At 61.6% G+C, this 12,867-nt stretch carries 15 protein-coding genes; all 15 read right to left on the minus strand.

Annotated elements, in window-relative coordinates:
- Nucleotides 1–159: 159 nt before the first annotated feature.
- Nucleotides 160–1,479, minus strand: coding sequence for an EAL and HDOD domain-containing protein (locus tag ACH2A7_RS00925; protein ID WP_394959124.1), 1,320 nt, complete (start codon nt 1,477–1,479; stop codon nt 160–162).
- Nucleotides 1,476–2,423 (minus strand): chemotaxis protein, encoded by a 948-nt coding sequence (locus ACH2A7_RS00930; RefSeq protein ID WP_394959127.1) that lies wholly within the window; start codon nt 2,421–2,423, stop codon nt 1,476–1,478. The genes ACH2A7_RS00925 and ACH2A7_RS00930 overlap by 4 nt, the downstream gene beginning before the upstream one ends.
- A gap of 38 nt (nt 2,424–2,461) precedes the next feature.
- Nucleotides 2,462–2,911, minus strand: coding sequence for a chemotaxis protein CheD (locus ACH2A7_RS00935; protein WP_394959129.1), 450 nt, complete (start codon nt 2,909–2,911; stop codon nt 2,462–2,464).
- A gap of 25 nt (nt 2,912–2,936) precedes the next feature.
- Complete coding sequence (locus ACH2A7_RS00940; protein WP_394959131.1) at nt 2,937–3,566, minus strand: chemotaxis protein CheC; 630 nt, start codon at nt 3,564–3,566, stop codon at nt 2,937–2,939.
- A gap of 15 nt (nt 3,567–3,581) precedes the next feature.
- The gene (locus ACH2A7_RS00945; protein ID WP_394959133.1) at nt 3,582–4,298 is read right to left on the minus strand and encodes a flagellar hook-basal body protein; all 717 of its coding nucleotides are present in this window, start codon (nt 4,296–4,298) and stop codon (nt 3,582–3,584) included.
- A gap of 18 nt (nt 4,299–4,316) precedes the next feature.
- Nucleotides 4,317–5,072, minus strand: a complete 756-nt coding sequence (locus ACH2A7_RS00950; protein ID WP_394959136.1) for a flagellar hook-basal body protein — start codon at nt 5,070–5,072, stop codon at nt 4,317–4,319.
- 24 nt (nt 5,073–5,096) lie between these two features.
- Complete coding sequence (locus tag ACH2A7_RS00955) at nt 5,097–5,921, minus strand: sigma-70 family RNA polymerase sigma factor (RefSeq protein ID WP_394959138.1); 825 nt, start codon at nt 5,919–5,921, stop codon at nt 5,097–5,099.
- A gap of 18 nt (nt 5,922–5,939) precedes the next feature.
- Complete coding sequence (gene flhA, locus ACH2A7_RS00960) at nt 5,940–8,027, minus strand: flagellar biosynthesis protein FlhA (protein WP_394959140.1); 2,088 nt, start codon at nt 8,025–8,027, stop codon at nt 5,940–5,942.
- A 25-nt stretch (nt 8,028–8,052) separates the two neighbouring features.
- Nucleotides 8,053–9,126, minus strand: a complete 1,074-nt coding sequence (gene flhB, locus ACH2A7_RS00965; RefSeq protein WP_394959142.1) for a flagellar biosynthesis protein FlhB — start codon at nt 9,124–9,126, stop codon at nt 8,053–8,055.
- 20 nt (nt 9,127–9,146) lie between these two features.
- Nucleotides 9,147–9,917 (minus strand): flagellar biosynthetic protein FliR, encoded by a 771-nt coding sequence (locus ACH2A7_RS00970; RefSeq protein WP_394959144.1) that lies wholly within the window; start codon nt 9,915–9,917, stop codon nt 9,147–9,149.
- 10 nt (nt 9,918–9,927) lie between these two features.
- A complete protein-coding gene (locus ACH2A7_RS00975) occupies nt 9,928–10,173 on the minus strand; it encodes a flagellar biosynthetic protein FliQ (RefSeq protein WP_394959146.1) in 246 nt (81 codons plus the stop codon).
- A 22-nt stretch (nt 10,174–10,195) separates the two neighbouring features.
- Nucleotides 10,196–10,849, minus strand: a complete 654-nt coding sequence (fliP, locus tag ACH2A7_RS00980; RefSeq protein ID WP_394959316.1) for a flagellar type III secretion system pore protein FliP — start codon at nt 10,847–10,849, stop codon at nt 10,196–10,198.
- Between the two features lie 22 nt (nt 10,850–10,871).
- Entirely contained in the window at nt 10,872–11,231 is a 360-nt protein-coding gene (fliO, locus tag ACH2A7_RS00985; protein ID WP_394959148.1) for a flagellar biosynthetic protein FliO, read from the minus strand.
- A 5-nt stretch (nt 11,232–11,236) separates the two neighbouring features.
- Nucleotides 11,237–11,602: a response regulator gene (locus ACH2A7_RS00990; RefSeq protein ID WP_394959150.1), complete on the minus strand. Its 366-nt coding sequence runs from the start codon at nt 11,600–11,602 to the stop codon at nt 11,237–11,239.
- 63 nt (nt 11,603–11,665) lie between these two features.
- On the minus strand, nt 11,666–12,865 hold the full coding sequence (gene fliY / locus ACH2A7_RS00995; protein ID WP_394959152.1) for a flagellar motor switch phosphatase FliY: 1,200 nt from the start codon (nt 12,863–12,865) through the stop codon (nt 11,666–11,668).
- Between the last annotated feature and the right edge of the window lie 2 nt (nt 12,866–12,867).

Genomic DNA, 12,867 nt, shown 5'->3' on the forward strand with positions numbered 1-12,867 from the left:
TTTTTTGTTTTCCGGCTCCAATGCCCTCTGCCCCTTTCTGGCTTCGACTTTGGCTGGTTTTCCCCGCAATGCGCACGAGGGGCCTGCCCACGGCGAAAACGCCGGCAGGGCAGACCCCCATTCGTTTCTTTGCGTTTCAGGCGGGGCACCCCGGTTTGCTCATTGCGCCGGGGTCTCCTTGGCTGATTCAGTCTCCTTGGCCGCTTCCGCTTCCTTCGCTGCCTCTTTCCGGCTGGCGGACGCCTGGGTGATCTCATCCCAGATGCGGTTCACATCCTCCATGCAGCTGAAGTACAGGCTGGTAAGCAGGTTGGTCTGAATGTGCAGTTCCTCCGCGAGGCTGTCGATCTGCGTCCAGTCCGCCCGCTCGTAGCACAGGGCCAGGTCGTAGAGCATGCCGCAGCGGCCGGTGTGGTGCAGCAGGGCGTCCTTCACTTCCTGGCAGACGGGAATCGGCTGCAGGATCTCCTCCAGCGGCGCGTCGATGAGGTAATTGAGGGTGGAGAACATCCCCATCAGATAAGCGTCCGACTTGGTGATGGGCATATCCTTGGCGTAGTTCATCAGGCTGCTGCAAAAGTTGGCCCGCATCAGCGACAGGCGCAGGAACTCTTCGGCGCCCTCGTCCATCTGGTTCTCCGCGTTGCTGGCGCTGAGCAGGTAGACCCACTGCTTGAGCTCGTTCAGGCCGATGGTCATGATGGCCTGCCGCACGGTGGTCACTTTGCTGCGCAGGGAGAAATAACGGGAGTTGGCGATGCGCAAAAGGCCGTAGGTGAGGGTGGCATCCACCGAGATGATGCGCTCGATCTCGTCGATGTCCGGTTCATCTTTGATGACCGCCACCATCAGCCGGAAGAAGTTGCTCTGCAGATACCCGCTGTTGTGGGTCTTCTGGGTCATCTTTTCGGCCACGACGGTGCCTTCCAGGGCGTCCACCTTGAGTTTGAGCGCCTGCTGGTAGAGCTGCTCGTTGTCGATGCCCACGGCGATGCACTGCTTATTCATGCTGTGGGCGATCTCGATGATGTTCTTCAGCGTCAGTTCCTGCATGGTCTGGAAGTTCAGCTTGATGTAGTCGATGCTGTCCAGCATGGCCAGGTAGCGCGGCGCGAACTGGAACTCGTTGACCGCGATCTTGTAGCCCTCCCGGGCGTACTGCTGGATCATGTGCATGGCCAGCGGGTGAATGATGACGCTGTCGTCGATCTGGATGACCAGCTCGTTCTTGTCGAACAGGCGGGGGGATTTCTTCATCAGCAGGGTGGTGGTGAAGGTCATGAAGTTCAGCGTGCCCCGCAGCAGCTTGTCGGTGTTGAGGGTCAGGAAGTTGTAGATGGTGTCCGCCGCCGCGAAGTCGTTGGACGTGCTCTCCTCCCCGCCGAAGGCGTGGTTCTCCCCGTAATACTGGATCTCATATCCGATGATGTGATTGTCCCGGTCCTTGATGGGCACGCGCACGATGTATTTGCTGCTCATTGGTCCGCTCCCCCTTTCCGTTTTGCCCGACTGCGGCTCAGCAGTTCGTCCAGAATGCCAATGAGGTGAGCGATCTCCGGTTTGCTCAGCTGCTCGTCGGCGCCCACTTCACGCCCCTTGCGGCGCATCTCCTCGGTGATCAGCGAGGAGAAGATCACCACGGGGATCTGCTTGAACTCCTTGCTGCTCTTGATGAGTTTGGTCAGGCGATGGCCGTCCATCTGAGGCATCTCCAGATCGGTGATGATGATGGCCACCTGATCGTCCACGTTCCCCTCCTCGGCGCACTTTTCCAGAGCGTCCCACAGCTCGGCGCCGTTGGGGAAGGTGCGCAGGTTGGTGTAGCCCGCTTTTTCCAGCGACTCGCGGATCATGCGGGTGAGCAGCACCGAGTCCTCCGCCACCCACACCGGGCTGGTGTTGCGCTGGCGTTTGCCCATCGCCTCCACCTCGCTGATCTGGATGCTGGTCTCGGGGGCGATCTCCGCCACGATCCGCTCAAAGTCCAGGATGCTCACCAGGTCGTCGCCGCACTGGGCGATGCCGGTGGCCACCCCGTCCTCGCCGCCGGAGATGGTGCTGTCCGGCTTTTGGATGTCGGTCCAGGAGATACGGCTGATGCCCACCACGCTGTCCACCCGGAAGGCCACGTGCATCTGGTTGAAGTTGGTCACGATGAACAGGTCTTTTTCCTGGTGGGGGTGTTCCTTGCCGGTGAGGTACTTGGGCAGGTCCACAACGGTGATGACGGTGTCCCGGGGCTTGAAGATGCCCTCCACCGCCGGGTGTGTGTGCGGCATCGGTTTCACTTCCGCCGACATCATGATCTCGCGTACCTTGGCCACATTGATCCCGTAGAGGTTCCCGTCGATGGTGAACTCCATGATCTCGATCTCGTTGGTGCCAGTCTCCAGCAAGATCCCGCTTCTTCCTTCTTGCGCCATGCCGTATCCCCGCTTTCTGCAATTAGTGAATCAAACCTTTAAAAAATCAGCTCCGGTTTTCCGTAGCTGCGCACACACGCCTGGCCGGTGGCCGCGTCAAACAACAACGTCCGGGCCACCGTGCCCCCCACATCCTCCCGCAGCAGGCGGATGCCCTCCCGCCGAAGGATCATGTGGGTGCTCTCTATGTTCCGCTGGCCGATGTTTCCCAGATTGCCCGCGCCGGCCACATCGAACATCCGCGCCCCGCCGGCGATCTTGGCCACGATCCGGGATTTGGCCCCGCCGTGCAGCTCCATCTGGCGCAGCGTTTCACAGATGCCGGTGTCCGCGTATTTCAGCGGCGTCTTGCGGCCCGCCTCCATGTTCAGCGGAAGCATGATGTGGACCAGCGCCGCCAGCTGGATCAGCGGATCGTACAGACAGATCCCGATGCAGGAGCCCAGCGCATAGGTGATGAGCATTCCGTCCTGTCGGGCCATCTTCATGTCCGCGATCCCTACAATCAGCTTGTTATCCATCCAGCACACCCAATTTCTTCAGCAAAAAGTTCAGTGAAAGGATATCCGGCGAGAGCAGCAGCCGGCAGGGCACCGCCTTGCCGTCGCAGATGAAGTCCGCGCCGATGGTCATGATGTAGTCTGACTGCCCGCCGAATTCCACCATGGGCACCGTCAGGATGGCGCCCTGCATATCCACCGCGAAGGCGGGCACCGTCAGGTGGGTGGTGATGTCCGCCAGGCCGGACAGGGCGTTGATAAAGGTGGAGATCATGATGTTGCCCACCTCCACCAGTGCCGAGCGGTCCAGTTCCGACAGCTGCTCGTAGCTTTCCACGGTGTGCCCCACCATCTTTTCCAGCACCAGATTGACAAATTCCATCTGCTGCACCGAGAGCATGATCCCGTTGACCTCGCCGGACATGTGCACCAGCACGCCCGCGGTGATGATCTCGGGCCCGCCGATCCAGTCGATCGCCTCGTTGTAGCCCATGATCCTCACTTCCGGCATCTGGATGCGGACCGGGCAGCCCAGCATGCTGGAAAGGGCGGTGGCCGCGTTTCCGGTGCCGATGCTGCCGATCTCCCGAATGGTGTCCAGTTCCAGGCCATTCAGATCCTCATACTTTTTCACAGGTTTCATAGCTTATTCCTCGATTCATCCGTTGGTGAGGCCGATGACAGTGCTCTCCACCTCGTCGGCCGTTTGCACCATTTTCAGCACATAGCTGTAGGAGCGCTGCGCCTCGATCACCTGGGTCAGTTCGGTGGCCAGGTCCACGTTGGATTCCTCCAGCAGCCCCTGTTCCACCTGGCTGTTGACGGCGGTGACGGTGCCGTTCTTGGCGCCCGCCGCAAATCGGCTGCTGTCGGTGCGCAGCAGGCCGTCCTGATACTGGATGGTGAACACGCCCACCGGCAGTTTGGCATTGGGGTCTGTCACCGGGATGGGCTGCCGGTTGGCGTCCAGCACCTGACGGCCCTCGCCGTCGGAAAGATAGTACACCGGGCCGTTCTGCGTCTGGAAGGCCGCCATGGTGAAGGCGCCGTCCCGGGTGTAGGTCACTTCCCCGGTGCTCGGCTCATACAGCGCGAAATAGCCCTCGCCCACGATGGCGTAGTCCAGCGTGCGGTTCGTCTGACGGTAGGAGCCGACGGCCTGGTTGGTGCCGGTGGCGGACAGGTAGGCGCCGCTGCCCCGGGGCAGCTGTTCGCCGTCGATGCCGCCCAGCATCCCGTACATCAGAGACTGGAACGCGGGCACCTGGGCCTTGTACCCGTTGGTGTTCACATTGGAAATGTTGTTGGCCTGCACATCCATGCGCAGCATCTGCTGCTGCGCGCCGGTGACGGCACTGTAAAATCCCTGCAGCATCTTTCCCGCTCCTTTCCGTTACATCCGGCCCACTTCGGTGGTGGCCTTGGTCAAAAGGGCATCGTACAGCTTGAGGACCTGTGCCCCGCTCTGCAGCGCCCGCTGCGCGGTGAGCATCCGGCTCATCTCCTGGATCATGTCCACGTTGGACTCCTCCACATACTTCCAGGCCACCCGGGGCTGCGCCTGCACCTGCGCCGCCTGGCCGCCGGCCAGGAACAGGCCGCTGGTGCCCTTCTCCAGCTGGGCGTTGTCCGCAAAGGTGTAAACACCCAGCTGCCCCTGAAAGGCGCCGTCCTGGGTGTAGATGTTGCCGCTGCCGTCCACCTGGATCTGGTCGGTGGCGAGGGTGATGGGCTGGCCGTTGGCCCCCAGCACCAGCCCGTGCCCTTCCAGGTACAGCCGGCCCGCGTTGTCCAGGCAGAAGCTGCCCGACCGGGTGTATTCCACGCCGTTGTCGGTCTGGATGGCAAAGAACCCGTCGCCCAGGATGGCAAAGTCCAGCGCCAGGCCGGTCTCCTTCATGGAGCCCTGGGTGTAGTTCACATACAGCTGATCCGGGGCGAGGATGTAACTCTCGCCGCCGATCACGGTGGCGCCGCTCTTGTCCTTGTTGCCCACCCGGCTGATGAGCACCTCCTCAAAGGTGCGGTCGGTGTAGGTCTCGGCCTTGTAGCCGGCGGTGCTCAGATTGGTCATGTTGTTGCTCACCACGTCCAGCCGCCTGCCCTGGGACAGCATCCCGGAAGTCAACTGATAAAATCCCTTGGTCATAACCCATTCCTTCTTTCCGGCGTATCATGCCTGCACATACTGTTTCATGTAGACCCGCAGGCGCTGCAGCGCCCGGCTGTGGATCTGAGAGACACGGGCGGCGCTGACCCCCAGCACCTGCGCGATCTCCTTCATGTTCAGTTCCTTTTCATAATAGAGCGACAGGACCATTTTTTCATTGTCCCGCAGGGAGGCGATGCCCTGTTCCAGCACCTGATGGAGTTCCCGCTCCTGGAACTCCTCCTCGGTGCTGCTCTGCTGCTCCCCGGGCGGCAGGAATTTCTCGCTCCCGTTGCCGCAGCTGTCCAGCACAGCCTCGAAGGAGACCAGGCTGGACACCGCCGTCTCGGAGAGCAGCGCGTCGTACTGTTCCCGGGTGAGGCCGAGGTGCTGGGCCACCTCATCGCTCCTGGGCATCCGCCCCAGCTGGATCGCCAGCTCGTCGATTGCCCGGTTCAGCCGCACCGATTTCTGCCGCACCTGCCGGGGCAGCCAGTCCTGCCGGCGGGCCAGGTCGACGATCATGCCCCGCAGCCGGGCGGAGACAAAGGTCTCGAACTTCACGTTCTTGTCCGGGTCGAACTTATCCACCGCGTTGAGCAGCACCAAAAGGCCTTCCTGGATGATGTCGTCCAGCTGGGCGAAACTGCTGTACAGGCCGCTTGCCCGCAGCGCGATGCGCCGCACCAGAGGCGTATAGCGCATGGCCAGCATCCATTTCAGTTCCTGGTCGCCCGTCTGGCGGTACAACAAAAGCAGCTGGCGGTCGTCCAGCTTTTCCGCCTGTTCGCGGTCGGCGGGAGACGGTGAACCGTCGCGCACAGCCGTTGCCGTCCGGGTCTCTTCCATGGGTCTCCCGCCTCCTTTTTATACCTGCGCCGTCTGGGGCTGCAGGGTGATGTTCCCGATCGCCTGGATCTGGATGTTGCTGGTGATCTCGTTGAAGGACAGCACATAGATGTCCGGATAGAACTGGGCGATCAGCCGGCTCAGATAGATCCGGATGACCTGGCTTGTGAGCACCACCGGCGTCTGGGACAGTTCCTGGAACTTCTTGCGCAGCTCGCCCAGCTGGGTCATGACCTGCTGCATCACGTCCGGCCCCAGCGCCAGGTAAACGCCCTGATCGCTCTTGGTGAGCGCCGCCAGGATCTTCTTCTCCACCTCGGCGTCCAGCGTCACCACCCGCAGCTGCCCGTTCTCGCAGAAGCGGCGGCTGATGGTGCGGCTCAGCCGGGCGCGCACCTGCTCGGTGATGAGGTCGATGTCCCGGATATTGGGCCCGGCGTCCACGATCGCCTCCAGGATCAGGCCCAGGTCCCGGATGGGGATCCCCTCCTTGAGCAGATTCCGCAGCACCTTTTCCAGCCCCGCGTAGGTGATAATGTTGGGGATGGCGTCCGCCACCAGGTCCGGGTCGGTCTTTTTCAGATGCTCCACCAGCTGCATGACCTCGGTGCGGCCCAGCAGTTCGTAGGCGTGCTTCTTGATGGTCTCGGACAGGTGGGTGAGCATCACGGTGAGCGGCGTGATCACGGTGTAGCCGTAGATCTCCGCCATCTCCTTGTTCTCCGGCAGGATCCACCGGGAGGGGATGCCATAGGCCGGCTCGATGGCCTCGATGCCGTCGATCTGGCTGGTGGGGTTTGCCGGCTCCAGGGCCAGGTAGTAATCCACCAGCACCTCGCCCCGGGCCACCTCCTCACCGCGGATGCGGATGATGTACTGGTTGGTGCCCAGCCCCGCGCCGTCGTGCAGGCGGATGGACGGGATCACAAAGCCCATATCCTGCGCGTACTGGCGGCGGAAGATGACGATGCGGCTGATGAGTTTGCCGCCGCTGGCTTCGTCCACCAGGGGGATCAGGCTGTAGCCGAATTCCATCTCGATGGGCTCCACCGTGAGCAGCGAGTAAACGTTGTTGATGTCCTTGAAATACTCCGCCTCGCCCGCGGCCGGGGATTCCGGCGCGGGTTCCGCGGGCGCCTCCGGCGCGGGCTGCTGTGCCCTTTCCTTCTCCAGCGACCGCTCCCCGTACAGACCGCCGGCGGCCAGGCCCACGCCCACCAGCAGAAGGGGCAGCGTGGGGGTGCCGGGGAACAACGCCAGCAGCAGCAGGATCACGCCGGTGGCCAGGATGGCCCGGGGCTGCGCCCTGAACTGGCTGATGACGTCGGTGTTCAGGCTGCCGTCGGACACCGAGCGGGTGACGATCATGCCGGTGGCGGTGGAGATCATCAGCGCGGGCAGCTGGGAGACCAGGCCGTCGCCGATGGTGGCGATGGAGTAGACGTTCAGCACCGTCTGGATGTCGCCGCCGCCCTGGACCACGCCGATGATGAGGCCGGCCACAAAGTTGATGGCGGTGATGATCAGCGACATGATGGCGTCGCCCTTGACGATCTTGGTGGCGCCGTCCATGGCGCCGTAGAAGTCCGCCTCCTTCTGGATCTTGTAGCGGCGCAGCCGCGCCTCTTTTTCATCGATCAGGCCGGAACTCAGATCCGCGTCGATGGCCATCTGTTTGCCGGGCATGGCGTCCAGGGTGAAGCGGGCGGCCACCTCCGACACGCGCTCGGCGCCTTTGGTGATAACGATGAACTGCACCAGCACGATGATGAGGAAGATCAGCACGCCGATGACGATGTTGCCCTGGGTGATGAGCTGGCCGAACGCGCTGATGACCACGCCCGCCTGGCCGCCGTCCCGCAGGATCAGGCGGGTGGAGGACACGTTCAATCCCAGTCGGAACAGCGTTGTCACCAACAGCAGTGAGGGAAAGATGGAAAACTCCAGCGCCTCCGAGATGCTCATCGTGATCATCAGGATCATGATGGACAGGGAGATGTTGACCACGATCAACACGTCCAGCACGGGCGCCGACAGCGGGATCACCAGAAACAGAACGATGACCACTACCATCAGGGATATGGCATTGTCGAAAATTCGCTTCATAACGTACCTTGCTGCTCGCTTTCTCTTAACTGCCGCCGGCGGCGCCCTCGTTCATACGGTAGATGTATACCAGCACCTCGGCCACGGCGCCGTACAGTTCCGGCGGGATCTCCCGGTCCAGTTCGGCGGTGGCGTACAGCGCGCGGGCCAGGGGCACATTCTCCACCACGGCCACGCCGTTTTCCTCCGCCAGCTGCACGATGCGCAGCGCCAGATGATCCTGCCCCTTGGCCAGCACCACCGGCGCGGCGTCCCGGTCCGGCTTGTAGCGCAGGGCCACGGCGAAGTGGGTGGGGTTTCGGATGACCACATCCGCCTGAGGCACCTTTTGCATCATGCGCGACTGGGCGATCTTGCGCTGGATCTCCTTGATCTTGCTTTTGACCTGGGGATCGCCCTCCATCTGCTTGTACTCTTCCTTGATCTCCTGCTTGGACATCCGGATCTGGCGCTCATAGTCCCACCACTGGTAAAAGATATCCGCGCCGGCCAGCACCACGAACGCCACTGCGATCTGCATGGACATCTGAAACCCCAGGTCCAGAAGATGAGCGCAGGCGGTGCCGATATCGGTGAAGAGATATTTGGAAAAGGCGTTTATCACGCCTGCCAGAAAGTGATAGATGATGTACAGGAGCACGCCGATCTTCAGGGTACCTTTCAGCGCCTCCACCAGGCTGCGCACCGAGAGCAGCCGCTTGAGCCCCTGCAAAGGGTTCATCCGGCTGAATTTGGGCCGCAGCGACTCGCCCGAAACCAGCATTTTCGTCTGGAAGAAGGTGGCCGCGATGCCCGCCACCACCGTGATCGCCAGCAGGGGGCCCACCGCCAGCGCAAAGGCCTTGAGGAATTGGATCTGCAGTTCCTGCAGGTCGCCCTGCGTGGGCAGCGTCTGCTGGCTCAGCGCCAGCCCGATGCACCGGCGCAGAAAGCGCTGGATGCTTGTGCCGGCGTTTGCCGCCAGAAGGAACAGCGTGACCAGGCCGGACAACAGCACTGCCACCGACACCGCGTCGTTGCTGAAGAAGATGTTGCCTTTTTTTCGCTCGTCTTCCCGGCGTTTCGGTGTTGCTTTTTCAGTCTTCTGTCCGTCAGCCACCCTGCCTCACCTCCTGCCGGCTATCCCGGAGCGACGGTCATCGTCAGGACACGGCTCATGGTCCTGAGCATCTCCGACTCAACGCCCAGCAAAAATTCGCTGATGGGAGTGAGAAACAAAAAGAACAGGACCAGGCCGATGATGACCTTCAACTCGATGTTGATCACAAAGGCGTTGATCTGGGGGATGGCTTTCATCAGGATGCCCATGCCCAGTTCGCCCAGCAGTTCCGCCGCCAGGATCGGCAGCGATAGCTTGACGGCCAGCATCATGCAGGAGAGGAACACCTCAGTCACGCCTGAAGCGGCCTGCTGCCCCAGCATCACCTGGCCATAGGGCACAACCTGCTGGGAGGACAGGAAGATGCGCAGCATGGTGTAATGGCCGTTCTCCGCGAAAAAGGTCAGGACCATGAGCACGTTGAGCAGCGCGGCCGTGACCGTCATGTTCACCTGGCTGCTGGAGTCGTAGACCTGGGCCATGGTCAGGCCCATCTGGCCGTCGATGACCTCGCCGCCCACCTCGATGACCATGAAAAACAGCTGCATCACAAAGCCGAGCACAAAGCCCACGCCCAGTTCCAGCAGCAGCCGGAGCATGAACTCCAGCACATTCGCGGGCACGGCGGGCGCCTGGTCGACCACCCCGAACAAAAAGATCGAGAGGACCATGGCCACGCCCGCCCGCACCAGGTTGGGCAGGCTGGTCCGGCCCAACAGCGGATTCAGCAGCACAAAGCCGCTGGTGCGCATAAAAATCAGCGTGTAAAGATACAGTTGCGACCAGTCCATCCCCGCACCCTCACATCAGTGTGAACAGATAGCGGGAATAATCCTGGAGAACTTCCAGCATCCAGCCGCCGCCCACCAGCAGGATCAGGACCACCACGATCAGTTTCAGGATAAAGGAGAGGGACTGTTCGTGGATCTGCGTCACCGCCTGGAAAATGGCCACCAAAATGCCCACAAGCATGCTCAGGATCAGCATGGGCGCGCCGAGTTTCAGCGCCACACCAACACCTTCCCGCAGGATATCCACAGGCTGCATCCGCGTCTCCCTCCTTTGCTTTCTAATTGAACCCCTGCACCAGCGTGGAGAACAGCAGCTGCCAGCCATCCAAAGTGATGAACAGGAGAAGTTTGAACGGCATGGAGATCATGGACGGCGGCAGCATGATCATGCCCATGGACATCAGCGCCGAGGAGACCACCACGTCGATCAGCAAAAAGGGGATGTAAAGATAAAACCCGATCAGGAAGGCCCGCTTCAGTTCCGACGTCATGAACGCCGGCACCAGCGTGGTCAGCGCCAGATCCTCCACCCCCTGCGCGTCTTCCGGCGGCTGCTCCCCGGCCAGCTGGCAGAACATATCCAGCGAACTGGCCTCGGTGTTGCGCGCCATAAACTCCTTCAGAGGGATCTGGGCCCGGGCGAAAAACTCGTCCTGGGTGATCTCCTCCGCCATGTACGGTTCATAGGCGGTGGTCTGGATCTCGCTGATGGTGGGCGACATGGTAAACAGGGTCAAAAACAGCGCCATGCCCACCAGCACCATGTTGGGCGGGTTCTGCTGCAGGCCTATGGCCGAGCGCAGGAAGGAAAAGGAGATGACGTATCGTGTGAAGGATGTCATCATGACCACCATGGAGGGCAACAGCGTCACCATGGTCGTCATGAACAGGATCTGGAGGGTCTGGACATTTTCGCCGTTTACATTGATCAGTGCGTCCGTATCCTGTCCCCCCTTACTTTTTGCGCTGCTCCAGCACCCGGCGCAGCGCCTGGGCGAAGCTGCCCGGCTCTGCCGAAGGCGATGGCCGGCTGGCCTGCCACGCGGCGTTTTCCTCCTCCGTCAGCTCACGCAGAACGGTGGCGCCGCCGGGCGTGACCGCCAGGAAGTACACCCGGTCATCCAGGCGCACCAGCAGCAGTTTTTGATCCTTGCCCACGGCGGTTTGTTCCAGCACCTTGAGACGCCGGCCTCCGGCCAGGCCTCCCGCGGCCATGCGCCCTGCCAGGAAACGGGTGGCGAAGTACGCCAGCACCAGGATCAGGCAGGTCACGAACAAGGCCCAGAGCAGGGAAAGAATGACCTCCCAGTGCATCCCGGTCAGGGCGCGCCCACGATGGAGGTGACGGTCTTCAGCAGACGGTCGCTCTTGAAGGGCTTCACCACGAAGTCTTTGGTGCCCGCCTGCACGGCTTCCACCACCATGGCCTCCTGGCCCATGGCGGAGCACATCACCACGTTGGCGTTGCTGTCCTTGGCGCGGATGGCCTTGAGCGCTTCCAGACCGTCCATGTTGGGCATCGTGATGTCCATCAGGACCAGGTCGGGTTTGATCTCAAAGTATTTTTCCACCGCGTCCTGCCCGTCCACAGCCTCGTAGATGTCGGTGTAGCCCTCTTTGGTCAGAGTGTCCCGGATCACCTTTCTCATAAAAGCCGCGTCGTCCACAATCAAAATCTTAGCCATGATTTTCACCCTTTACTGTTTTTACTGTTTTGTTGTATCCCGTGCCGAAAATTCGTGCACAGGTCAGGTCAGGTTCAAAAGCTCGCTGTGCTTGAGCACCTCGGTAATGCGGATGCCGAAGTTGTCGTCGATGACGACCACATCGCCCTTGGCCACACACAGCCCGTTGACGAACAGATCCACCTGGTCGCCGGCCAGTTTGTCCAGCACCACCAGCGATCCCTTGGAGAAGGCGAGGATATCCTCCACCTTCCGGCGCGTGCGGCCGATCTCCACCGAGATCTCCAGCGGCACAGACATGATCAGCTCCAGGTTGTCGGCCTGCTCCTTGCCGATCCGGTTCTCCACGTCCAGCGCCGGAAGCGTGACCGGCGTGGCGTTGATCCGTTTCGGTTCCGGCGTCTGCCAGACCGGCTGCTGCACCGGCACCTGCTGCACCGGAGCCTGCTGCACCGGGGCCTGCTGCACCGGCGCCGGCTGGGCCTGGCCGCCGTTCATGCCGCTGAGCATCCGCTCGATCTCCTCCTGGCTCATCACCCGGTTGGAGGAAGCGGCTTCCGGCGCGGGCTGGGGAGCCGGGGCCGGCTGCGGGGCCGGCGCGGGAGTAGCCTGCGGGGCCGGAGCGGACTTCGGGGCGGAGGCGCTGTCGTCGGAGGGCATCACGCCGAAGTTCATCTCGAAACCGGCCAGCAGTTCGCGGGCCAGGTCCACCGACATGACGTTGACGAATTCGCTCTTGAGCATGTTCTCGATGCTCAGCATGAAGCGGACCACGACCAGCGTTTCGTCATCGCTGCCGAAATGCTCCTTTTTGAACCGATCCATATCGTTCAGTTCAAAGGACTGGGGGGTGGAGATGTTCACCGGGTATCCCAGGAAGTCCGACAGGGCGGTGGAGGCCGCGCCCATCATCTGATTCATGACCTCGCACACCGCGCTGACCGTCAGGTCGTTGAGTTCGAACTCCTCATCCGGCGTTTCGCTGCCCATGAGGATGTCCACGATCATCTTGATGTCGCTTTTCTTCAGCAACATGATGTTGCTGCCCTTCAGGCCGGAAACATAGCGGATCTCGATGCCGATGGCAGGTTCCAGATCGCCGATGCTGAACTCGCTGGCCTTCACCACGCTGATGGAGGGGGTGGTGATGTCCACCCGGTGATCCAGCATATTGGACACCGCGGTCGCCGAGGACCCCAGGCTGATATTCATGATTTCGCCGATGGCGTCCAGCTCCATCGAATTAAAGATGTTCTGAGCCATGC

It is taken from the genome of Candidatus Allofournierella merdavium, from assembly GCF_944382735.1.
GTDB lineage: Bacteria > Bacillota > Clostridia > Oscillospirales > Ruminococcaceae > Allofournierella_A > Allofournierella_A merdavium.